This is a genomic window from Bradyrhizobium sp. BR 10289 (genome assembly GCF_019455385.1).
GTDB lineage: Bacteria > Pseudomonadota > Alphaproteobacteria > Rhizobiales > Xanthobacteraceae > Bradyrhizobium.
Genome location: NZ_JACOFR010000010.1, coordinates 213768 through 237590, shown reverse-complemented (window position 1 = coordinate 237590; position 23823 = coordinate 213768). Strand labels below are relative to the sequence as shown.

Genomic DNA, 23823 nt, shown 5'->3' with positions numbered 1-23823 from the left:
CTCTTTCCAACCGGCAGGTCTGAACCTACTTCCTCTTGAGGCGTTGGCCTCTCGGACCGGCTTTTCGCGAGGAGGAACCCATGCGGATCAATTTCCCGATGATCGTTGCGGCCATTATTGCATGCGCGACGCCCGCGCTCGCGCAGGGCACCCAGCAGACGAATAGGTCCAGGACCTACAACACCCAGTCGCGGACCCCGGTGGCGACGCAGCCGAGCAACAACCCGTTCAGCAATCCGATCGGACAGGGTGTGCCACCGGCGGCTTCTGCCAACCCCAATCTGAACAGCAACCGGACCTACCCAGCACGCTGATCGCGATCCCGGCGAAGACACATTCATTGTGAGGTGACGTCGACCTCGATCGAGGATGTGCCGTTCATGTGCAGCGACGTGCCGGAGATCGCGATCTTGAAGGAATCGGAGCCTTGCGCATCGACATTAGAAAAATAGCGGAACGCGGGCCCCTGAATCACCAGCCGCCCAAACTTGGGCGGCTCGACAATCGAGATGTTGTCGATCATGATCGTCGACCAGCGCAGGCCTTGGATGCATTCGCTGCCCGGCTTGATCCTGATCGACCAGCGCACGGTGTCCGATCTGAGTGTGAAAGGCTGCGCATGCATGAGACAGATCCCGCCCGCAGCCGTGGCGGGCCGCGGCGAAAGCAAGAGGCAGAGACCAGCCAGAACGCCAGCGGCAAGTGAGAGAGCTCCACCCGCAAACGCGAGCCAGCCAGCCACAATCGTGGGCAGAGCGCCAGCCATTCTCGTCTCCACTGCTCTCGATTCCTAACTGTGATAGGTCCGATACCAAGACACGAAGCGCGCAATGCCGTCCTCGATCGAGGTCGAAGGCCGGAAATCAATCTCCCGCGCGAGATCGTCGACGTCGGCATAAGTGGCATAGACATCGCCGGGCTGCATCGGCAGCAGCTCCTTAGTTGCCGTCCGGCCGAGCTCCTTCTCCAGCAGCGCCACGATCTTGTTCAATTCTTCGGGATTATTGTTACCGATATTGAAAACACGCCAGGGTGCGGCGCTCGAGCCCGGATCCGGCGCCGCACCGGCAGCCTTGGCGACGCCTTGCGGCGGATAGTCGAGCAACTTGACGACGGCTTTGGCGACGTCGTCGACATAGGTGAAGTCGCGGCGCATATCGCCGCCGTTGAACAGCTTGATCGTCCGCCCCTCCGAGATCGCCTTGGTGAATCCGAAGATCGCCATGTCCGGCCGGCCCCAGGGGCCGTAGACCGTGAAGAAGCGCAAGCCCGTCGCCGGCAGGCGATAGAGGTGGCTGTAGGCATGGGCCATCAACTCGTTGGATTTTTTCGTCGCGGCATACAGGCTGACGGGATGGTCGACATTGTCGTGAACCGAGAACGGCATTTTGGTATTGGCGCCGTAGACCGACGACGACGAGGCGAACAGCAGATGCTCGCAGCCGTTGTGCCGGCACCCTTCGAGCACGTTCATGAAGCCTTCAAGATTGGAATCGACATAGGCGCGCGGATTGTCGATCGAATATCGCACACCGGCTTGCGCGGCGAGATGCACGACCTTCTCGAAGCGATAGGTCTCGAATAGCGACGTCATACCCGTGCGATCGGCTAGGTCGAGCTTGATGAACGAGAATTTCGGATCGTTCTTGAGAAGATCGAGTCGCGACAACTTCAGCGCGGGATCGTAATAGTCGTTAAGGTTATCAAGCCCGATCACGGGCACGCCCGCCTGCAGCAAAATCTGCGCGACATGGAAGCCGATGAAACCGGCGGCACCGGTAACGAGGATCGCGGGAGTTTCGGTTCTTGGCATATACTTCCTACCTCAAACACACGGATGCGCACGTTGGCTCTGGACTGGACGCTTAGGCTGCCTTTGTGACCAGATTATCGGCGATCGATAGCATTGAAGGCCTCCAGGTACAGGATACGGGCTCCAACAGCAATTGCTTGTCGCGCAGGCAGTCCCCAGCGGCCTCGTCGATGAATCGTCACGATTTTGTCGTGGCTATTCAACGTTCATGTCCGTCTCGTACTGCATTTGACCATCCATGCATCAGTCGTCGCGCAGATTAGGCACATCGCCGCGGTCCAGAGCCCACATGCATTCGAGCTTTGGCGATTTACCAACAATTTCCAGCAGGCCACCGTATCCGCAGCATGTTGTTGTATTTTCAAACAGAAATCATTATGGATAGGCGGTATTGCCTTAAATCCGTTCCAATTGGGTGACCACAATCCCTAGAGATGCGCGGCGATCAGAGAGAGATCTCCGCAGCCGTTGGAGCAAGAATGGCGCCACGTGCCCTGGCGAGACGATAGCCAATGTCGACGCTGAACTTACCTCGGCTGCAATTGCAACAGGATCAACGCGACCGCGCGCCGCAGATCGACGTGTTCAAAATTTTTGTGATTCTGGCTGCATTCGGGTTCGGTTTCTTCCTGCAGTTCAACATCGTCACGTCGACCTTCGGCCTCCCCTTCCTACGGATCAGCGACGCGCTGTTGTTTTTACTTCTGCCGTTCTTCTTCATCCAGGTCGGTTTGACCAAAATGTTGAAACACGGCATCCTCTATTTTGCAGTGTTCCTCGCGATCGGCGCCGTCTGCATGATGCTGAAAACCGCCATCGGCGATGGCGATCGATATTTTACCCTGATCTTTCTGCTAACATCGATCTTCGCTTATCTCTTCGTGTATGCAGCCGAGGACGAAGAGGTCCTGATCGCTTTCGCCGTCGGCACCGTACTCGGCCTGATCCCATCTCTGGTCGTGCTCTTCCTCCAGGGCATGGGCAATACATCGCTCCCAAACATCGGTCTCGGCATTCGCGCAGAGGACCTGCCCGAGAGTTCCTCAATGCTGTCGAAGGTCAAGCTCGGCGGTATCTGGACTGCCGGAAACGAATCCGGGCATGTATACGCCGTTGCTGCTGCCTCCGCGCTTTACCTGACCTTGAGATTTCGTCGACCGCTGATCTACATCACGACCTATGCGGCGCTGCTGGCCAGCTTTACGTTCAGCCTGAACCGCTCGGGACTGATCGCACCGACAATCGCCCTCATCTATGTCTACGTCCGGCTTGGTGATTATTTTCTCTACCTGAAAACTGCGTTGATTCTCCTTGCCACGCTCGTCGTGCTGCTGCTTTCGACCAACGCCCTGTCTGGCATCGATACATTCTACGATTCCTTCGAGAGTCGCTTCCTGGCAGACGACTACGCTGAGTCGAACATATCCGAGCGGCTCATGTCCAATATCGAAGGCGTCAAGGTCGCGGTCCAGAATCCCTTTGGAATCGGGTACAGGGAGCGGATCGGCATCATGCTCGAGCATACGACCAACGGCGTTAAGTCGATCCACAACGGCTTCCTGTCGCTGGCCTACCAGTGCAGCCTGTTTGCATCTCTGCTCTATGTCATCTCGGGAATCTATCTACTGATCCATCGGCGGACCATCTCGCCGTTTTATTTCGTCACATTTTTGTTCGCGACCACGTCGATGTTCTTCGAAGAGTTGAGCATCAATCAGGTCTTCATCTTCTCCGTCGCGGTGACGATGGCTGCGGCCTGGCTACATTATTCCAAATTGTCGGAAACGACTTCGCGTGGGCAGAACAGGCCCGTTCTGCGCAGATTCGAATTGCGAAAGCGGAGCTCGTGAACACATCCAACGCATGCTCAGCCAGTCTCAAGGACTTGGTCGATATCCCGAAGTCCAGCTTCTGCGAGGGAAGACTGGCGTGACGCGTCCGGGATCAATCATCTCCATCCAGATTTTACGCGGAATTGCAGCACTCTTTGTTGTGATCGGCCACACTCAAGGCATGGGCCGAGAATTTGCCGCGCTTTCGAACACGACGTTCACGTCATGGCAGCCGATACCATGGGGCGTCGGCGTCGATCTGTTCTTCGTCATCTCCGGATTCATTATCTTCTATTCGAGCAAGAAGTACGTCGCAGGCGATCAGCCGCGGCAAACGTTCTTCATTCACCGGATTGCGCGCCTGGTTCCACTCTACTGGACCTGCACGTGCCTGGCTCTTGGATTGACGGCCGCGAAGAAGGCACTCGGATTTGCGCAGGCCGAACCGTTCGCGTACGCGGGCGCGATCATTGCGTCTCTGCTGTTTCTGCCAATCTACGGACCGGGGAACAACGGTCTCGCATTTCCGGTCTACAATCTTGGCTGGACGCTAAACTACGAGATGTTTTTCTACGCTCTGTTCGCGCTGTGCCTTGGACAGTCGCATCTTGGGTCCGCCGGACGGGTGCTGACGGCCTTGGGCATCGTCGTCGCGTTCGGCCTGATTTCGGCAACGGAAGTTCTACCGCTGGCATTTTGGGCCCAACCCATCGTGCTCGAATTCGGCGTGGGTATCGTGATTGCAGTACTGCACGAGCGCGTATCACTTCCTCCGCTGGCGCGAATTGGCCTGATCGCGGCTGGCGCCGCGCTGATCCTTCTGATGCCGTTCGGATCACCACCAGAGATCGACGGCACCAATTTGAACGGCCTGCCTCGCTTTGTCACGATGGGAATTCCTGCGGCCCTGGTTATCGCAGGCGCCGCGTTGGGCAGGGATATTAGTCCGGCCCGATGGCTGACCGTCCCGGTCGAAATCGGCAACGCCTCGTACTCACTGTATCTAATCCATCCGTTCGTCATCTTCGCAGTCTCGGTCGTGTTCCGGAGGTCTGCACTTTTCGCGAAACTGCCGCTACCTGTTCTTGTTCTGGCAGTGATCCTTCTCGCGTCCGTTGTGGCCATTATTTCATACCACCGCTTCGAACGGCCGAGCGCTCGCGCGGTTGCTCAATTCTTCACCCCAGCGAGACGAAAACTCGCTCGTTAGGCACATTTTCCGGGCAACATCCTGCTCCGACCACTAGCGCTGGCAACGGCAACGAACGTTGTGATAAAGTTGACCTCAGCTGGCGCGCAGCCGCACACAGATGATTTGAATGGTGGATCGTGCTCAATAATATTCAGGTTCTCAGAGGCATCGCCGCGCTGCTCGTCGTTTGGGTTCATACCCAGGTCCTGATTACGGCCAATTTCATCCCGGCCACGTTGCGCTTGGCGGGATTTGGCGGAGTGGATCTGTTCTTCGTCATCAGCGGGTTCATCATCGTCCATTCGACGGCCAAAGGCATGCCCTGGCTAACCTTTGCGAAGCGACGATTCTTTCGAATTGCGCCGCTCTACTACATCTTCACCGGCCTGGTGATTCTGATCTGCATTTTCCTGCCGAGCGTGTTCAATTCGACGCAGCTCAACTTCGCAACGATCGCGAAATCGCTCCTGTTCGTTCCGTTCGAGAAGTCACTCAACCACCTATATCCGATCTACTCGCTCGGCTGGACGTTAAACTATGAAATGTTCTTCTACTTCCTGTTCACGCTGGCGCTGATTGCGTTTAACGACGCAAGGACGCGCGTCGCCGTCCTCGTCGCCGTCATGGTCGGCCTTACCTTCGTGGGTATGTTCATCGAGCAGCCCGGGAGCTGGGGCGTCGTCACCTTCTTCTATACGCGGCCGATCATCCTCGAATTTGTCTTTGGCATGGTGATTGCCGCAACAAGGGACCGCCTCCAGACGCAAACGCGCGTTTCCTACTACGTGCTCCTGAGCGTCGGCCTCATTGGCTTTCTGCTTTCCGGCCTGATCTTTCCCACCATGGAGCTTGCGGTGCTGCCGGAGACCAACACGGTCCTAAGATACGGTGTTCCGGCCGCCATGATCGTCCTGGGAGCCGTCGGCCTCGAGCAGTGCCATCAACGGGTCGGCAATAGCGTTCTCAGGCTGATCGGTGACGCCAGCTATTCGATCTATTTGTCGCACTTCCTCGTCGTGGCAGTTCTCGGACTGGCCGTGGCGCGGATAGCCCACACCGGGTGGGCGACGTTGCTCTGCGGTCTCGTCGTCATGGCGATCGCCACTATCTTTGGAGTGATCACCTATCGTTGCGTTGAGCAACCTCTCACGGACAGCACGCGCCTGCCGGCGTCTGGACGCAAGCCGCTGGTGCCCGGCTGACACCCTTACCTGGATTGATCGCGGCAAGGGCTGGCCGAGCGACCAAGCCCGTCGGTAGGTTGGCGAATAGCCCCTCTGCCACACCGATCTCACCCTCTCGCATCCGGCGACGTCGGCTGCTCCTTGAGAGGCCGCATGGCGTCACCAACCCGAATGGATGCGAGAGCTTCGTTATCGCGCAGGATAACCCTCCCCTGCGCAACCCTTCGTCGTACCGACCGTCCGATGGCGATGCAGGGCGTCTCGACGAACCGGAAGGTCAACGCCGAGACCACGAACGTTAGTCCGACGACAAAAGAGAGCAAAAGCAGCGCGTGAACGACATCAGTGGGCTTGCCAGTAAATTTGATGGCGATCCACAGTGCGATCCCATGGAAGAGATAGAGGCCGTAGCTGATCTGCCCCAGATAAACGAACGGGCTCGAGCTGAACAGCCGCATCTGCAAAGCCACCAGGAAAAGCGCAAGAGCGCCGATGGTCGAGATGAAAACGGAGGCCGGAGTCAGCAGTGCCGAATAGTCTCCGAGAAATTGACGCGCGATGCAGATGAGGAGGAACACCGCAACGCAGGTCGCCGGAATCTCTCCAGGCAAGGAAAACCCTTCCCCGGTCTGGGCAAGACGAATGTTGTGGCCGACGATCATGGCGAACAGGAACGAGGCCGTGTACATCAAATCCGCCACTTGCTTGGCGTGAGGCAGGTCGGGCCTGATCATCAGGACAATCGCAAGGAAGGCGATGAATGCGCCGCTCGCGAACATGATCAGCCGCATCTTGTTCCGATCGTGAAGAGCGCCGACAATGAAGAACAGCACGCACAGAATATAGAAGAAATGCTCGATCAGAAGCGTCCAGTAGGGATAGAGAATGTTCTCGATCCCAAACAACATCTGGAACATCGAGAGATTGGCCACGACCTGGATGACTGTCGGCATCTTGTTTCCGACCGCCGCAGCCGCCACGAGTGCTAGCACGATCGATAGCCAGTACAGGGGGTAGAGACGGAAAAAGCGACCTATGACGAAGCTCGTGATGGCTCCGGTATGGTTCCCGATGCTGCTCGGAATCAAAAATCCGCTGATGAAGAAGAACACGATGACGCCGAAGCGCCCGAGATTGAGATCATTGACGAAGATGTAAGAGATCGGTGACGAAGCGAACGTGGCACTCGGATCTTTCAGGGGGGTGAATTCGAGACAATGCTGAACGATGACGCTGAGCGCCGCAATCCCGCGCAAGCCGTCGATGGACTGAAATCGGTTAGCGGTCATCGTTCATTCTCTCCACGACCATCTTTCCTGCGCGATCGACCATTCCGATGCAAGCGCAGCACCATCCTGTCATCCAATCGAGGGCTTCGAGCTCAAGCCCGCGTCAGGCCGCGCGACAAACCGGCGGACGTTCTTGCCCAACGCAATGAAAGGCTCCTCGACCATGCTAAACGTGATTGCCGACACGGCAAATGTAATGCCACTCACCAGACCCAAAAGTGCCAGCGACTCCCAGAAAGTTTCCGGCTTTCCGGTGATTGTAATCGCGATCCACAACGAAATCCCGTGAAACAGGTACAAGCCATAACTTATCCGTCCGACATAGGCGAATATTTCGCCACGAAGCATGTTCGTTTGAAGGACGACAACAAAAACAAGCAGAGCGGCACCGGTCGAATACATAACCGAAGCTGACGACAATAGGCCAACAAAACCACCATAGGCTTCGTGACCCAAATAAGCTGCCAGCAGCACAGCCGCATAAAGCGAAAGCACTGACCAAGGCATCGAGGGATCACCACGACCAAGCGACATGCGAATATTGTGGCCGACCAGCATTGTAAAAATGAGCGACGGGTAGTTGATCAACGTGATCAGGTGCTTGGCGTACCACGCGGTCGGAACCAGAGTCAGCGCAAGTCCACCGAGGACAAGCACGATCCCGCTGGCCCACACGATGGTCCGCATTGCGCTTTCATTGAACAACGCGCCGACAGCAAAGAGGAATGCACACAGCAGATAGAAGAGATGCTCGACAAACAGGGTCCAGTAGGGATCGAGAACATTGGCCACTCCGACCGCCTTCTGGAACATCGTGATGTTCACGAGAACTTCGACCAGGCTTGACGTTTGCCTGCCGAGCATGGCGCCGACGATCAGGGCAAGAACCATCGACAACCAGTACAACGGATAGAGCCGGAAGAACCGCCCGATCGCGAAGCTGATCAGAGGCCGCGGCTGGTTTCGAATGCTGCTCGGAATCAGGAACCCGCTAATCAAGAAGAAGACGATGACGCCAAACCTGCCGAGGTTGAACTCGTTCGAGAAAATGTACTCGATTGGCGTCGCCATCGTTGCGTCAGGGTTCCGCAGAGGCGTGAACTCGAGGCAATGCTGCACGATCACGGTGACTGCCGCGATCCCGCGCAGGCCGTCAATGGTCTGCAATCTTTCCATAGCCATCGTTGTTCCGTGGTGCCGAGCAGGGTCGAGATTGGGGGAGACCAGATGAGTAAATTACAGCAAATTTTGTACCGCGGCTGGGCGAGACGCGTGCGACTTCTCGCCGTTTAGCTTAATTCGTCGAGCACGGCGGCCATATCCGCGCATGTTTTTGAAATATTAAAGCGTTCCACGGCCGTGACGCGCCCCGCACCCGCAATCCGGGCGGCAAAATCACGATCCGTTAGAAGCCGAGCAATAGCCGCCGCCAGCGCCGCTGGATCGCTGGGCGGCACCAGCAGGCCGTCGCAATCTTCAGTGATAATCTCGTTAACTCCGCCACCCTTCGTTGCAATCACCGGGCGCCCGGCCAGCATCCCCTCCACAACCACCCTACCGAAAGGCTCAGCATGGGTGGAGGTGTGAAGCACGATATCGACCCCAGCCATGATGTCGGCGATGTCGCGCTGGAACCCGGTGAAACGAACCCGATCGTCGAGCCCTTCCGACGTTGCCAACTGCCGTACTTCCGCCTCATACGCGTCCTGGCCGAACATGGCGCTGCCAACAATCACAGCCTGAACGGCAGGGAGTGTTGCCAAGGCCTTGAAAAGCACGTGTTGCCCCTTCCACGGGGTGAGCCGACCGAACAGCCCGACAACAGGTCCATCGCCGAGCCCGAAACGCCGGCGCAGCGCCTGTCCGGCCGCAGACGTCCCCTGCGGATGGGCCGCCGGGTCGAAACCACAATAGACGATCCTGACGCGCTCGGACCGCCCGCCAGCGTCAGCAAAAGCCTGTGCTGTCGCCTTTGAGTTTGCGACCACGCGGGTCGCGAAGAGGTTCGCGAAGAGCACGGCTGCGCGACGCGTGTTTCGGCTGAACGCTGGATCGGTGATGATGTCGTGCAGCACCCACACCAGAGGCCTTCCGATCATCCGGGTGGCCAGCGCAGAGACGAACAGCGCCTTCTGCGAGTTTGCGCAGATCGCGCGATAATCCTTACCGGTCCGCGCCAGCTCCCGCGCAAGAGACCAAACCGTGCCGGCAGCGCCGAGCATTTGCAGGGCAGATGCCTCACGCCGAACCGCCGACAGGTTCGTGCCCGACGAGAGTACGATCGGCTGCCGGTCTGCCGCCACGAGATCCTTGGCCGCCGGCCCGTCTTCGAAGAAGCAACCGCTCCAGTCGCGAGGACCGTGCGCAAGAAGGTCGAGCATGAACAATTCTGCTCCACCCTTCTCGGCCGTCTGGCTGACGAATAATGCACTCTTGGTCATGCGGTACCTTCACGTCGGACGAGCGGCCGTAGACTCCGGCGCGCGCTTCGAAATCGCCTGCCGGAATATCTCTTCGTATTGGTTGGCCGCATTCGTCCAGGAGAAGCTTTGCTGGTTCTCCAGCCCGTGTTGCACCAGTTGCCCGCGCAACTCTGTGTTGGTGAGCAGCGCATGCAGCTTTTTAGAAAGCATCTCCGGATCCTCCGGATTGAACGTCATCGCGCCCGGGCCCGCGACTTCAGGCGTTGCGGATCGATCGGAGCACACCACAGGGCAACTCAATCCCTGAGCTTCGAGTACCGGAAGGCAGAACCCTTCATAGAGCGAGGGGACGCACAGGCACTCCGCATGACGATAGAGCCGCGCAAGTCGATTGTCGTCGATGCCGGTGAGACGAACCAGACGGAGTGTCGACCTGCGCGCCGAAAGCACATTGCCAATGCTCTCGCTGGGGTCACTCCCGACATGGACCAGCGCAACATCCGGAAGCACCTGATGCAGCGACGCCATTGCCTCCGCCAGGACCTTGAAGTTCTTGTTCAGGGTCGCATTTCCAACAGCCAGCACATAACGCCCCTCGATTTCCGGACCCTCGACATCAAGTGAAATCGGTGCGAGCGTTGCCGCGGAGTGAACCGTCGTAGCCCGCGCTGCACCAGCGGGGTAATGATGCAAGAGATCGCGCTTCGTCGCATCCGATACCGTCACGACACGGTCATGGTTCGCAAGCATCAGGCGATAGATGATGTCGGTCGTAAACGCCTCTCGCCGGCTCACCTGCTGCGGAAGCACACGAAAATACAGATCATGGACAATCATGACGCGGGCCCGCGCTCCGGTAGGTGCTCCGAAAGGATCGATATTGACGAGGAGATCAATGTCATGCTGACGACAGAAAATTGGCATCGAGAAGATCTGCCTGATCACATCGGCAATCATCACCGGCGGCCGCCTTATTGTGATCACATCGAGGGGGGATGCCTGCAGCGACATCGGCAAATCCCGCCGTTCCCAGGGCGATCGCAAGACGTAGTCAAACTTTGGATTCTTCAGCAGAGCCTCGATCAGACAGAATGCCATTCGGGCGACACCCGACGGCTTGCCCCCGAACTGACTGGGCATATTCAAGAGCACGCGAGGCATCAGCGGCGAGGAACAGCGGTCATCTAGGTTAGGCGGAGGCCATATTGTTTAGGTTAATCATAGTGGCAGCAAAAGCCTTGATAGTCCATCATTAATCACAATCAGCGCGGTTCAAAACGACGATGTTTGCTATAAGCAAGGGGCACTCCTAGCGACGATTCCTGATGCGTATCCTTCATATTAGCTCGCTCTATTATCCCGACCAAGTCGGAGGCGCAGAAGTCATGGCCGAGGTTCTGGCGGAGAACCAGGCTGCTTATGGTCATGCCGTCGCGGTCGCTTGCGCATCCCGCAAGGAGGAGGCTCCGGCCGAGCGCAACGGCGTGACCGTCTACCGCACCGGGCACGGTACGCCGTACTTCATTCTCGATCAGGATCGCCGGTCACGCATCGAGCGCGCACATTATCGCCTCAAGACGAAGACGAACGCCTATGCCGTGCAGAAATTCTCCGACGTTATCCGTGATTTCCGACCCGACGTCGTGAACACGCATTCGCTTTCCGAACTGCCTCCGCAGATCTGGTCGATGGTCAAACGTCACCAAACGCGCCTCGTGCACACTCTTCACGACTACAAGAGCATCTGTAGCAAGGGCTCGATGTTCGTCGACGGGCATGCGTGCAACGCTCAGCATTTTCGATGCAAACTCCTAACCTATCCGCACCAATGCAACCAATCGGCGGTCGACGCGGTCACGGGAGTTGGCTCGGAGATCCTGCAACGCCATCTCGACGCGAACCTGTTTCAGCACGTTCCGCAATCACTCCGCCGCGTGATCTGGAATCCAGTCGACGCCCCGAACCATCAACGAACCAGGGCCTACGAACCGGGGCGAGATATCGTGTTCGGTTTTCTCGGGCGCATCGAGCCTTCAAAGGGCATCGATGTTCTGCTCGACGCTTGCCGCATGCTGCCGCGTTCGGGTTGGCAACTGCTGGTGACCGGGCGTCCATCCGATGAATCCGTCCCGTATGAGACGCGCGCGCATGGACTGCCCGTCACCTTCACGGGTTTCATGGAACGGGATGCCTTTTTCGATGGCATCGATTGCCTCATCGTCCCGTCGGTTTGGCCAGAAGCATTCGGCAGAACGGTCGCGGAAGCATACATCCGTGGCGTGCCGGTGATCGGCTCGGCAACTGCCGGGATCGCCGAACAGATCGGGCCTTTGCAGCCAGATTGGCTGTTCCCGCCCGGGGATGCGGCGATCTTGGCACAAAGGATGCTTTCGGTTCTTGAAAATCCCGAACGCCTGTTGCGAAAGCCTCCAGTGACCGATTTGGTCGCGGAACGCGTCGCGCCCGCCAAGGTGACCGAGGCCTATCTCGACCTCTATAAAGCCGTTCTCAATTCCTAGGACCGACGTCGCAATGCGTATTCTCCATCTGAGCTCGCTTTACCCCCCTCACATCGTTGGCGGAGCCGAAAAGTCAGTCGCATTGCTGGCCGAACAGCTTACGTCGATGGGACATCAGGTTGGCGCGGCCTGCATCGAACGCGAAGGCGTCGCAAAGACCGCCCAGAATGGCGTCTCCGTCTATCGCATGGCGCACCACAACAGCTTCTGGCTCGAGGACTGGCCAAAATATTCGCGCGGGCAGCGACTCTGGCAGAAGATGAAGCAGCAGTGGAACACGCAGATCGAAGCGGAGTTCGACCGCATCCTGGACGACTTCAAGCCGGAAGTCGTGAACACCCACTCCATGGTCGACATTTCGACTCTGGTGTGGAGAGCGGCGAACAAACGCGGGATTCCGATCGTCCACACGCTGCGCGACTACGACATGCTGTGTGGCAACGCCGCGATGTTCCGCCGCGGAGAAAATTGCGACCATTGGCATCTCGGCTGCAAGGTCGTCAACATGTCGAAGCTCTGGACAAGCAAGTGGGTCAGCGCGGCAATAGCGGTCGGCGCTGAAACTCTCAACGTCCATGTCAGACATGGCTTCTTCGATCACCTGCCGCCGGAACGTCGCCGCGTGATCTGGAACGGGGCTGTCGTCCCCGACAGCGCCGCGACCGCACGAGCCACGTTCGACCGCGCGCAACAGCCCGTGACCTTCGGCTACCTCGGCCGAATCAACATCGAAAAAGGCGTAGGCACCCTGATCGATGCCTTCAGACGAGTCGGCAATGGAAATTGGCGCGTACGAATCGCGGGCCAGGCGCCAGATACGCTCGATGAATTCAAAAGGCGCGCCGAAGGCCTGCCGATCGAGTTCGTTGGCTGGGTCGACCCATTCGACTTTTTCCGCGAACTCGACGTTCTCATCGTTCCCTCGATCTGGGCAGAACCCCTGCCCCGCACCATCCTTGAGTCCTACGCCATCGGCGTTCCAGTTATTGGCGCGCGCTCCGGCGGTATCCCCGATCTGATCGGCGCAGACAACAACGCGTGGCTGTTCAACCCTGGCGACGACGCCGACCTCGCCGAGAAAATTAAAGGCGTCATGCACGGCGGCCGATCCGCTCTGCCGACCAAGGAGGCGTTTCGGAGCGTCGTCAACGAAACACAGCCGCCACGCGTCGCCGAAAAATATCTGAATGTGTATCGAGAAGTGACCGGACGCAAATGAGCGAGGCAGGCGCTCAGCAGGAACGTGCTGAGCAGCCTGACCGAAGGACGAAGAGTTTTCACGCGGACCGACGGGCCGATTTCTCGTGAACGCGTGCAGGCACGCCGGATGCGACGGCGCCGGCCGGAACATCGCGATTGACGAATGAATTGGCGCCAATGATCGCACCTGCGCCAATGGTGATGCCGCCGACCAAAACGCTGTTCGGATAGATGATCACGTCATCCTCGATCGCCGGATATCCGCCAGTCTCGGTCGGTTGTCCCAGCGTCACGTTCTGATAGATCGTGACGTTCTTTCCGATCGTCGCGCCTCTGCCCACCACGATTCCCACGGGATGCGGCAGGTAGAGCCGCGGCCCAATCCTGGAATCGAAATGAAAGTGACACCCGCTTTGCAAGACGTTGAAGCGCCAAAACAGGTCTGCCAGCAGATTCCGACCACGCTGCCGGTGCCAGGCTGCAAAACGATGCAGGGAAATCGTCAGAAAGCCGGGATGGAAAAGATAGGATTTGATCCGCGCTTTTCGGGTTCGGGTCCCAAAGTAGCGGTCCTGATCGTCCTCGACGAGATCACGCACTGACATCGCTTGTTCCCCGATTAACGGCAAAAAAACGAACCTGGTCCACCAGCCGCGCCCTGAAGAGTAACAGAACCATAACAACTGCGACGCTGTAGGCTCCGGTATCGAACACCCATCGCAGGCCAGCATCCTGGACCTGCACGAGGCGTGAGAGCCCAACCGCTGCAAGACCGAGGCCCGTTGCCAGCAGGCCCGCCGACATCCACGATATGAGCTTGATCACGGAAATTTCGAGGACTCGCGCGAGCACGTAGAGATATACAAGCGACCCAATAATCGCAGCGGCGGCATAGGACATGACCAGGGCCTCGATGCCAATCCGGGCAGTGATCAGGAAGATGATCAAGAACACAATCGTATTGGCGACGCCGAGCGATAAGTAGAGCCGCATTTTCGCTTGCGCGGTCAACACGGCGCCGCCATAGGCGGCCACGGACTGGATGGCTCCCACCCACGCGAGCCAGAACAGAAGATCCGGCACGTCGAGCCAGGCCGCCGTCATATAGACGGTTAGTGGGTATTTCGAACCGAACGTCAAATAGATCATCGCAGGAAATATCAGTGCGGCCGTCAACGAAATCAGACAGGCGACGTATTGCTGCGCCTTTGACAGATCGTTCTGGAGCCGGCTGACGGTGGCAAGTAGAACACCACTTGCCGGCCAAGTCACTGTCATCAGGGGCAGGACCATGATCTGGTAGCTGATGGCGTAGACACCGAGCGCACTGGCGCCGAGGTAAAGTCCAATGATGATGTTGTCGGCGTTGCGCGCGAGAAAATTCTGGAGGTTGTAAGCCAGGACCCATCCGCCGAACTTCGCCAGTGGCAGCGCCTCGCGCCATCCCCGCGTCAACTCGATATTGTCGCGACCGTAACGACCAAAGCCGATCAGCCTGATCACCTGAACCGTTACGTGATAGGCGATCAGGCTCCAGAAGCCGGCTCCACCGATTGCGAGAGCAAGGCAGAGCGGAACAGCGCCCAGCGTGGCAACCGACTCGATGGTCGCCAGTGTCCGGTACCGCAAATCCCGCTCGAGCATCGCACGTGGAATGGTCGAGATCATCGCCAGGCTCAAGACCAACGCGAAGCAGGCCATCGCCTCGGCGATCTTGTAGTCATTCATCACTTTGCCGATTGGCCAGGCCATCGCGAGCATTCCGATCGCCCCGACGGCCGTAATGATGAGGCAGAGATTGATCGCCGCGCCGGCTTGTCGTCTCGTCAGCTTCTGCTCGCGGACAATGGCGTTGCTGAGCCCGAAATCAGACACCAGGGATATGAATGTCCAGAATGGAATCACGAACGCCATGACGCCATAGTCCGACGGATTGATGAACCGCGTCAGCGCGAACGTCATGAAAAACTGGACGACCGAGCGAAGGATGTTCAGCCCGAAGACCGATAGCAAATTCTCGAGCATTGAGCGTTTCTTATCCGGCTTGAAGCGCGAGGCGACAGATGTGAGCCCATTCGGGCAACCAGGGCCTAACCGACTCCGACCGCAGGCACACTGGCGCGGGGCCGGGTTTTTTCCCGAAGGAAAGCAACTACGGGGGTCTCCGCGTATTTATGAAACAACGCAGCGGCCGCGATTGCAAGCGCGGTTATCAGCAGTACGGACGGCCAGTAGGCCACCTGCGGCAGCTCGATTTTACCGAGAACCGCTTTGAAGATGAGAAATACGAAAGGATGCAGCAGATAGAGCGCGTAGGACGAGTCGCCCAGATCGGCGATGGCCCGAGACCACGCGGATTTGAAGCTGGTGTGTCCGAGTGCCGCCCCGGCAATAATCATCACCGCACCGAGGCCCCAGACCATAACCCGTATCCACGTGTAAAATCCGGGCCCGGATGTATCACCGAACCAGGCAACCGGAACCAGCCACAGCGCAAAACCGCCAAGGATGAGAGCAATCCGCATCACACAGTTCAGAGCCAAGCCATGGATGAACAGCAACGCTATCACCGCACCGGCGGCGAATTCCACCGAGATTGGGTGCAACCAGAAGCGGATCGCCAAGTTTTCGGGCGGAAATACCGCCGCGATTAGAACACCCCCAACCAGACAAGCGACGGCGGCGGGCACAGCGACATCGCGGCGAAAGCCCATGAAGCAGGCAAACAGAGCGTAAAAAAACATCTCATAGTTGAGAGTCCACCCGAGGTCGAGAATCGGAAACGGATAGTCAGATCCGAAACCAAGGGAGTCGTAGGGAATGAACAGGTATGACGTCACAATCGCCGTTGCGTCGGGAAACAGCTTGGCGCCGACGCCAGCCCCGACAGCTAATACAGCGAGCCGTAGCGTCAACGCTGTCCAGTACAGTGGTATGATCCGTATCAGACGGCGACGGACGAACTCCGCACGTCCGCCCGGCGAGCAGAAGAGCTTTTGTGAGGCGTAAACCACCACAAATCCCGAGATGACGAAGAAGAGATCAACGCCCGCACCAAGCGGAATGGCCTTGAAATGGGTGAACGCATGGCCGTGGGCAGCCGCGTGCAAGCCAATCAATTCCTGGGCGTGCAGAAGAACCACCATCGTGGCGGCCATCGTGCGCAGCGCCTGCAACGCCAACAGCCGCGTCGTCTCGCGGGACGCAACTTTGGTCATGAGGACAGGATCACCAAGAAAATCAAAGGGTTCACGAATGTTGACCGACACCAGAGCTGATACCACGCATCGAATGTGGCGAGTAGACCTATATCGGGTTAACGCCTTGGAGCTCTCCACAACTTGACAAAAATAGCTAACGGCACAGGCGCCGTCTGCCTTAAAAAAATATTTCTGCCGGGGTACACGGCTCTCGGCGCGAGGATTTGCACGGAAATTGTGCCTGTCTGGCGTCGATCTGGAGGGAAGATAGTGCGCATTCCGCAACTCACTCACGGCGGCCAAACGTCGCGCCGCGCGTTTGTAAAATTAGCATCGCTGGCTGTCGCGTCGGGGCTGGCTCGATCAATGCCCGCCGGCGCACAAACCCGGCCGGCACAATTCCGGGCGTCTGACTTTCTGGACAGAGTCGGGGTAGGCATTCATCTCAGAAACAAGGTCACCCCCTACTACACGAATTTCGAGGGCGTCGTCGCGTTGCTGAAGCCGCTCGGAATAATGCATCTCCGTGACGATGCCGTGGTAGCGGGTTACATCACCCGTGACGACGACTTCTACAAAAGGATCCGGAGCCTCGTCCAGGCCGGCTATCGCTTCGATCTGGTCTGCCAGGATCCGCTAAACGGCTTCATCTTCACACCGACCCGCAAAGTGCCCGACATCTACGAATGGACTGATGGCGGCGTGGAGATTTTTGAAGGCGCGAATGAACCCAATCTTGTACGTTCGCAGCTCGGACCGGCCATCTCGGCCGACCACCAGCGCGCGCTCTACGGCGTCGTTAAATCAACGCCAGCTCTGCGGAAAGTGTTAGTCGCTTCCCCAAGCTACATTCAGAAGAATGTGGCCGTTGCCGAGAACCTTTCCGATGCCGTCGATCTCATCAACATTCATCCCTATCCGGGCATGGAGCACCCGGAAACCAGAGGAGCTGGCGAGCTCAACCATTTCATTGCGGACGCCGAGCGCATCTTTGGAAAGAAGCCGGTGCTGGTGTCGGAATCCGGCTATCATACCGCACTCACGACGACGAAGTCGCACTTGCCCGTGTCCGAGCCCATTAAGACTCGTTATCTGCCGCGCTTGCTGTTGTTCAACTTCCTTGCATCAGTCAAGCGCACCTACATCTACGAGCTTATCGACAGCTTCAACAACGGGACGGGAGATCCCGAATCGAACTTCGGTTTAGCTACGTTTGATTGCGCACCGAAACCCTCCTACCATGCTGTTGCCCAGCTGATTGCGTTGTTTCGTCGCCCGTCCTCGCAACAAGTTGCAGGGCGAACATTGCAGTTCGACTTGAAGGGGACCGCCCAGGATGTCTTCACAGCGACGTTCATGCGCGACGATGGTTCGCATTTATACTTCTTCTGGCTCGGCGTGGCCGGCTGGAATCCGTCAACGAGAACCGCGAAAGACCCGACGTCGCGCCGATGCACAGTCACGGCGTCGCAACGGCCTGCCACGATAAAGCTTCACCGCTTTCAGGACGATGGCTCACTTTCCACGAGCGAGATCGCACCGACCGGCGGTCCGCTTGATCTCGACATCGCAGACCAATTGCAGGTGCTGGAGGTCACAGCCTAGCGGCTCGCCGACGGGTCGCAGTGAAGGCCCTTCTGCTCAGCCCCGCTTTTCACGGGCCCGCTTCACCAGCGAGGTCGTGCTGTGCCCCTGCAAGATGTCCACAAGGACGATCTCGCCGCCATAGGCCGTAACGATCTCGTGGCCGACGACCTGCTCGCGGGTGTAGTCGCCGCCCTTGACGAGTACGCTCGGCTTGATCGCCGAGATGAGGTTCAGCGGTGTGTCCTCCTCGAAAATCACGACGAGATCGACCGCCTCGAGCGCAGCGAGAACCTCGGCACGTGCCCGCTCCTCCTGAACCGGACGCTCGGGTCCTTTCAGGCGGCGCACAGAGGCATCGCTGTTCAGCCCTACGATCAAGCGGTCGCAGGCCGCGCGCGCCTGCGTCAACACACGAACATGACCGGGGTGGAGGATATCGAAACAGCCGTTGGTAAATCCGACCCGTTGGCCTTCTTTACGCCACTCGCCTATCTGCGCGTCGAGAGTATCCGCGCTCATGGCGATCTTCTCCTCCGCCGTGAGGGAGGCGGCCGGTAAGATCTTCCGGCGCAGCTCGTCGAGTGAAACCGTGGCCGTTCCGGGCTTGCTCACCGCGACCGCAGCAGCGGCCGTGGCGCAACGAAGGGCGTCTTCCCAATCCGCCCTGGTTGCCAACGTGACGGCGATAACAGCAACGACCGTGTCGCCGGCTCCCGACACATCGCGGACCTTCGACGGCTGGGCTGGAACGTGGATCAGATCGCCGTTTCGGTGCGCGAGGGTCATGCCATCTTCACTGCGCGTCACCAGGATTGCCTCTGCGTCAGCGGTCCTCAATGCCTCGACGGATGCTTCAGCAATGTCGTCGTCTGACAGGATGCGACGGCGCGTCGCTTCCGAAAACTCCTTGCGGTTCGGCGTGAGCAGAGTCGCGCCACGATAGAACGCGAGGTTGGCGTTCTTCGGGTCGACGACCACGGGCTTGCCGAGCCTGCGAGCCTCGTCGATCACGTTGCGAACGACGCGCGCCGTCAGCACGCCTTTCGCATAATCGGAGAGCAATACGACATCAACGCGAGGCAGCGCGGCGACGGCGGCATTGATGATCTGCTGCTCGATGAGCTCGGGTGCGGGCGCGGCACGCTCCGCATCGGCACGCAGCATATGCGTGGAAAAATGCTCCGAGACATAGCGGGTCTTCCGCGTCGTCGGACGGTCGCGGTCCACGATCAGCACAGGCTCGATCAACGGATCTGCCGCCAGCTCGCTCTTGAGAAATTTTCCGGTCATGTCGTCGCCAACCAGGCTGACGAAAATGCAACGGGCTCCCAGCGACGTGACGTTTCGCGCGACGTTTCCCGCACCGCCGATATTGGTTTCACTGCGCTGGACCGCCAGAACGGGCGCCGGCGCCTCGGGCGAGATGCGCGAGACTTCACCATAGACGAACTCGTCCAGCATGAGATCGCCGATACACAGGACGGTCTGGCGAACGATGGCTTTTGATAGCAGATCGAAATCGAACATCTTTTCTGTCCTGTTCAATGACTAGCGGTAGGCGTCCGGCTGATTGAGAAAGTTTCCGACATAGGTGGAAACTGCATCTTCGAGCGAGGTGAAACCGCCATTGTAGCCCGCGCCGTGCAGCCGCTCGACCGACGCTTGCGTGAAGTACTGGTAGCTGTTGCGGATCTGCATGGGCATATCGATGTATTCGATCTTCGGAGCCGCACCCAGCGCATCATAAGCTGCGACGATCAAATCGCGGAAGCTTCGCGCCTTGCCGGTGCCAACATTGAAGATGCCGCTGACGCTATTGGAAGCAAGCAACCACATAATGACGCGCACGATATCATCGACATAGATGAAGTCGCGGCGTTGATCGCCGTCAGCGATACCTTCTCGGTGCGACTTGAAGAGCTGGACCGTCTTTCCCGACTTGACGTCGTCGAACCGACGCGCCAGCACGCTCATCATCGAACCCTTGTGGTACTCGTTCGGTCCGAACACATTGAAGAATTTCAAGCCCGCCCATTGCGGCGGCATCTTCTGCCCCCTCGCCAAGCGTTCGACGACGAGGAGATCGAAGAGGTGCTTACTCCAACCGTAGAGATTCATCGGTCGTAGCTTCTTGAGCGCACCGAGCGATGCATCGTCAGCGAAGCCTGAATCTCCATCGCCATACGTCGCTGCCGATGACGCATAAATGAACGGAGTTGCCTGTGCTGTGCACCAGTCGAGCAACCGAGTCGAAAGGCGGAAATTGGTCTCAATGACCAGGTCACCATCAGTCGCGGTGGTCTCCGAAATCGCACCCATGTGAATGACAGCATCGAGCTTGCGTCCCTGAAGCCAGGCCGCTAGGTCAGTCGGCGGTACGACGTCGGCGAGTCGACGCTTGGCGAGATTGCGCCACTTTCCATCGCTGCCGAGCACGTCACACACAGCGACATCCGCTCGGCCGGCATCGTTGAGTGCGGCCACGATATTGGAGCCAATAAAGCCAGCCCCTCCGGTCACCAGAAGCATTAACTCGTCCTCTCGAAGCTTTCTTGGCACTCGTCCATCTTCAGAATCACCTGACGTCACGAGCAAGAAATGCGCCTGTCTCAGGAGACGGCCCGCAGCCTTATCGCATACGGTTAAGGAGAATTCCTGACACGACGCGCCTTAAAATGAACAACTATTCACAGCTAACTGGATAAGCGATCTGCGCCCTGCTGTTAGCGCGTTCGGCATCGACTTTGAAGCATTTCGCCTACGAGAATGACGCCAAATAAGGCAATGGAGTTAACCTGCACGCGCGGCATCCAGCGATTGCATTGACATGCACGCACCAAACGCGCTCTACGCAGTGGCATGGCGGTTGCAGCCCTGACAATATGGCCGATCAGGGAACAACGACGATTCAATGAATTGTCGCAGTTCTCGTCTAACCGCGGCTCGCACGTCGAGAACATTGGCACTGCGCGCTCATCGTTAACCCCCGACCGGATGTATTGACCTTGTCTCAAGATCGAATTTCAGCCCATTTCCACAGCTCGATGGAGGGGATGAGCCGTGCGACGCAGAGTTCCGAACTGCTGGCGACGCTTCATACCATTGCGCGCAGCATCGCCGAGGCATTGAAGGCCGGCAAGAAGCTATTGCTTATCGGCAATGGCGGAAGCGCTGCCGACGCGCAACATATCGCAGCGGAGATCGTTGGCCGCTACAAGCTTGAGCGCCCGGCATGGGCCGCTATTGCCCTGACGACGGACACCTCGGCCCTGACGGCAATCTCGAACGACTACAGCTACGAGGAAGTCTTTGCGCGCCAGGTGCAGGGCCTTGGGCAGCCGGGAGACGTTCTCCTGGGCTTAACGACATCTGGCAAGTCCCCAAATATTCTCGCGGCGATGAAGGCTGCACGCGCGAATGGCCTGGTGACCGTGGGCTTTACAGGCGCAAAGGGCGAGAGCATGCGGACCTTCTGCGATCACGTCCTTATCGCACCGACCGAAGACACGCCGGTGATCCAGCAGATCCACCTGATGTCCGCGCACGGCATTTGCGACCAGATCGAGCACATGCTGACGACGGAAGCCACGAAGATTTGAATGAAGGCACGAAATTGGCGCAGGAACGTCAGGACGTTGCTGAGCGGCGCGCCTTCTGTTCCTGCTCCAAGGCGTCACGCACCACGGCAACGGTCTCGCTCTTCGTCTCTGTAAGCCGCACAGTTACGGCGGCCTCGACCGCCTCGACGGAAATCGCCGGCATGACGTCGTTCTGTAGCGGATGACTCTCAAAGCCGTAGTGGATGTAACCAGCCGCCGGATGCGGTGAATCGACGCCAGTCGCGCGCACGTTGCATGCGCCCCAGCGGGCGAAGCGCGTTGGCCCGTGAAGACACACGACGGGTGCATTCAGCGCGGCCGCGAGATGTGCAACGCCGGTATCGACAGTAACAAGCAGCTTCGCCCGGTTTAGCGCATATGCCAATTCGGGCAGGCTGAGGAGCCCGGCGAGCGAAAACGCGCTTTCGCTCGGCACCTTCGCCACGTCGAGGATCGCATCAATAGCGGTCTGATCGGCCTGCGTGCCAGTGAAGCCGACGACGAAGCCCTTGCCGGTCAACCGGCCAACCAGCTCCGCCCAATGCTCCCGCGGCCAGGACTTCGGCTTGGCCGCCGATCCGCCGGGCGTAGCATGCATCAACACCAGTTTGTCGTATGGAAGTGCCCTGGAGGGCGCGCACTCGATCGAACGGATGGTCAATCGATAGCTATCGAGCGGGCCGAATAGCTCGGCCATGGCGCGATGGTTCGCGATTTCGTGCCGATCGTCGCGATAGGGCACAGTGAGATCAAACGCGGGATGAATGCCCTGCCCTTTTGAGCGGAAGCCGAAGGTGGCCTTTGCGCCGGACAGAGAGGTCAGCAGAGCCGTCAGCCGCGTCCAGGGAGCGCAATTGATCAGAACATCAAGCTTGGCGTCCCTCAGTTCCCGCAGAGCGGGCCTTGGGTCCGTGAAGTCACAGCGATGACTGATCACATCGGGCACAAGAAACTGCACGGCACCCGCGTTAAAGGCACTGTGAAATACGTGGATCTCCGCGGCGGGATACAATTTGTGGAGATGGTCCACTAATCCCGAGGTCAGGAACATGTCGCCGATCGCAGAGGGCTGGATCAACCCGATACGACTAATCGTACCGGGGACCCGATGACGCTTCCTTCGTACCAGCCCTATAGCGCGAATCGCCGGAATCCCGAGATACCTGTCCAGCGATCTCTGAAGTTTAGTTGAGCGTGCCACTATGCGTACCGATTGCGTATCTGTTTCAGCTCACGTGGATGAATGACTCGAATGTTGACGATCATCAACCAGCAACGGCTATTCCGGAAAGAAATTCAAGATACGCTCGATTGCGAACTCGGCTCGCAGCACCCCTATTGAAATTGATGCCGCAGAATTAGACACTGAAGGCCTCATCATTGAGCGAACGCGAGAGCACGAAACCAGGAATGCAACTTCACCTTGAAACCGCTGCCCCGTTCGAACGGCGGTTCATTCCTCCGCCAAGTGCAACAATGTGCCGCCATGATCAGGACTATTCCTGACCGTGAATGGATTGGCAATGCAATGCAATGCATCATTTAGGCTTAAAATTGACAGATTGCACATATTCGCTCGAAAGCAGAAAGGCCAAAATGCTAAGACCAAGGTTAGTTCGACTTCTGTCCGTCAATATGACGACCAGCCTGATCGTGATTGGGTTGACGACCATTTCTTGTAGCGGCGCGCTTGGTCAGACGGGAGGCGTCCTCAATGCTCCTCCCGTTGTTGGCGGGACGGGCGGCCTCGCTTTCCCTGACAGTGACGACAAGTCGCGGTTCGGCTCCAAGCCGAATCTGCATAGAACGGCAACGGGACAACCCTGCGTAAATATTCACGGAACAATCCGCCCCCAGATCGTAAACCCAACCGTGTCGGAGCACGTGCTCATCATTGCTAACAGCTGCAGCTTTCCGGTTGGCCTCAAGGTCTGCTACTACCAGACCACGAACTGCGTCAAAACTACAATCGCTGGCTATGCAAG

General features: G+C 58.2%; 20 protein-coding genes. 8 read left to right on the top strand and 12 right to left on the bottom strand.

Annotation, left to right across the window (positions count from 1 at the left end; translation table 11 throughout):
* Positions 1-80 precede the first annotated feature (80 nt).
* A complete protein-coding gene (locus HYH08_RS19175; RefSeq protein WP_228747927.1) occupies positions 81-314 on the top strand; it encodes a hypothetical protein in 234 nt (77 codons plus the stop codon).
* A 23-nt stretch (positions 315-337) separates the two neighbouring features.
* Here HYH08_RS19175 and HYH08_RS19170 read toward each other — a convergent pair whose 3' ends face one another.
* Together HYH08_RS19170 and HYH08_RS19165 are read right to left on the bottom strand one after the other, a co-directional pair.
* Entirely contained in the window at positions 338-625 is a 288-nt protein-coding gene (locus HYH08_RS19170; protein ID WP_220011347.1) for a hypothetical protein, read from the bottom strand.
* A gap of 165 nt (positions 626-790) precedes the next feature.
* A complete protein-coding gene (locus HYH08_RS19165; protein ID WP_220011346.1) occupies positions 791-1813 on the bottom strand; it encodes an NAD-dependent epimerase in 1023 nt (340 codons plus the stop codon).
* A 512-nt stretch (positions 1814-2325) separates the two neighbouring features.
* On the opposite strand from HYH08_RS19165, the gene HYH08_RS19160 reads away from it, so the two are divergent.
* From HYH08_RS19160 to HYH08_RS19150, 3 genes are all read left to right on the top strand, one after another.
* Complete coding sequence (locus tag HYH08_RS19160; protein WP_220011345.1) at positions 2326-3663, top strand: hypothetical protein; 1338 nt, start codon at positions 2326-2328, stop codon at positions 3661-3663.
* A 79-nt stretch (positions 3664-3742) separates the two neighbouring features.
* The gene (locus tag HYH08_RS19155; RefSeq protein ID WP_220011344.1) at positions 3743-4855 is read left to right on the top strand and encodes an acyltransferase family protein; all 1113 of its coding nucleotides are present in this window, start codon (positions 3743-3745) and stop codon (positions 4853-4855) included.
* A 119-nt stretch (positions 4856-4974) separates the two neighbouring features.
* A complete protein-coding gene (locus HYH08_RS19150) occupies positions 4975-6039 on the top strand; it encodes an acyltransferase family protein (RefSeq protein WP_220011343.1) in 1065 nt (354 codons plus the stop codon).
* 89 nt (positions 6040-6128) lie between these two features.
* Here the strand turns inward: HYH08_RS19150 and HYH08_RS19145 are convergent, their stop codons facing one another.
* From HYH08_RS19145 to HYH08_RS19130, 4 genes are all read right to left on the bottom strand, one after another.
* Positions 6129-7310, bottom strand: coding sequence for an acyltransferase family protein (locus HYH08_RS19145; protein WP_220011342.1), 1182 nt, complete (start codon positions 7308-7310; stop codon positions 6129-6131).
* Between the two features lie 69 nt (positions 7311-7379).
* On the bottom strand, positions 7380-8492 hold the full coding sequence (locus tag HYH08_RS19140) for an acyltransferase family protein (RefSeq protein ID WP_220011341.1): 1113 nt from the start codon (positions 8490-8492) through the stop codon (positions 7380-7382).
* A 107-nt stretch (positions 8493-8599) separates the two neighbouring features.
* Positions 8600-9751: a glycosyltransferase family 4 protein gene (locus HYH08_RS19135; protein ID WP_220011340.1), complete on the bottom strand. Its 1152-nt coding sequence runs from the start codon at positions 9749-9751 to the stop codon at positions 8600-8602.
* Between the two features lie 9 nt (positions 9752-9760).
* Positions 9761-10873 (bottom strand): glycosyltransferase family 4 protein, encoded by a 1113-nt coding sequence (locus HYH08_RS19130; RefSeq protein WP_349631445.1) that lies wholly within the window; start codon positions 10871-10873, stop codon positions 9761-9763.
* Between the two features lie 185 nt (positions 10874-11058).
* On the opposite strand from HYH08_RS19130, the gene HYH08_RS19125 reads away from it, so the two are divergent.
* Together HYH08_RS19125 and HYH08_RS19120 are read left to right on the top strand one after the other, a co-directional pair.
* Positions 11059-12252, top strand: coding sequence for a glycosyltransferase family 4 protein (locus HYH08_RS19125; protein ID WP_220011338.1), 1194 nt, complete (start codon positions 11059-11061; stop codon positions 12250-12252).
* Positions 12253-12265: 13 nt separating this feature from the next.
* Entirely contained in the window at positions 12266-13471 is a 1206-nt protein-coding gene (locus HYH08_RS19120; protein WP_220011337.1) for a glycosyltransferase family 4 protein, read from the top strand.
* A 58-nt stretch (positions 13472-13529) separates the two neighbouring features.
* Here the strand turns inward: HYH08_RS19120 and HYH08_RS19115 are convergent, their stop codons facing one another.
* From HYH08_RS19115 to HYH08_RS19105, 3 genes are all read right to left on the bottom strand, one after another.
* A complete protein-coding gene (locus HYH08_RS19115) occupies positions 13530-14051 on the bottom strand; it encodes a serine O-acetyltransferase (protein ID WP_220011336.1) in 522 nt (173 codons plus the stop codon).
* Positions 14044-15477 carry an oligosaccharide flippase family protein gene (locus HYH08_RS19110; RefSeq protein WP_220011335.1) on the bottom strand — a complete coding sequence of 478 codons (1434 nt, stop codon included), beginning with the start codon at positions 15475-15477 and terminating at the stop codon, positions 14044-14046. The genes HYH08_RS19115 and HYH08_RS19110 overlap by 8 nt, the downstream gene beginning before the upstream one ends.
* Positions 15478-15542: 65 nt before the next feature.
* Positions 15543-16721, bottom strand: coding sequence for an acyltransferase family protein (locus HYH08_RS19105; protein ID WP_349631444.1), 1179 nt, complete (start codon positions 16719-16721; stop codon positions 15543-15545).
* A 201-nt stretch (positions 16722-16922) separates the two neighbouring features.
* On the opposite strand from HYH08_RS19105, the gene HYH08_RS19100 reads away from it, so the two are divergent.
* Positions 16923-18257, top strand: a complete 1335-nt coding sequence (locus HYH08_RS19100; protein ID WP_220011334.1) for a hypothetical protein — start codon at positions 16923-16925, stop codon at positions 18255-18257.
* 36 nt (positions 18258-18293) lie between these two features.
* On the opposite strand, the gene rfaE1 is transcribed toward HYH08_RS19100, so the two are convergent.
* Positions 18294-19766, bottom strand: a complete 1473-nt coding sequence (gene rfaE1 / locus HYH08_RS19095; RefSeq protein WP_220011333.1) for a D-glycero-beta-D-manno-heptose-7-phosphate kinase — start codon at positions 19764-19766, stop codon at positions 18294-18296.
* Positions 19767-19787: 21 nt separating this feature from the next.
* Complete coding sequence (gene rfaD / locus HYH08_RS19090) at positions 19788-20768, bottom strand: ADP-glyceromanno-heptose 6-epimerase (RefSeq protein WP_220011332.1); 981 nt, start codon at positions 20766-20768, stop codon at positions 19788-19790.
* A gap of 476 nt (positions 20769-21244) precedes the next feature.
* On the opposite strand from rfaD, the gene HYH08_RS19085 reads away from it, so the two are divergent.
* Complete coding sequence (locus tag HYH08_RS19085) at positions 21245-21838, top strand: D-sedoheptulose 7-phosphate isomerase (protein WP_220011331.1); 594 nt, start codon at positions 21245-21247, stop codon at positions 21836-21838.
* A 28-nt stretch (positions 21839-21866) separates the two neighbouring features.
* Here the strand turns inward: HYH08_RS19085 and HYH08_RS19080 are convergent, their stop codons facing one another.
* A complete protein-coding gene (locus tag HYH08_RS19080) occupies positions 21867-22889 on the bottom strand; it encodes a glycosyltransferase family 9 protein (protein ID WP_220011330.1) in 1023 nt (340 codons plus the stop codon).
* Positions 22890-23823 lie beyond the last annotated feature (934 nt).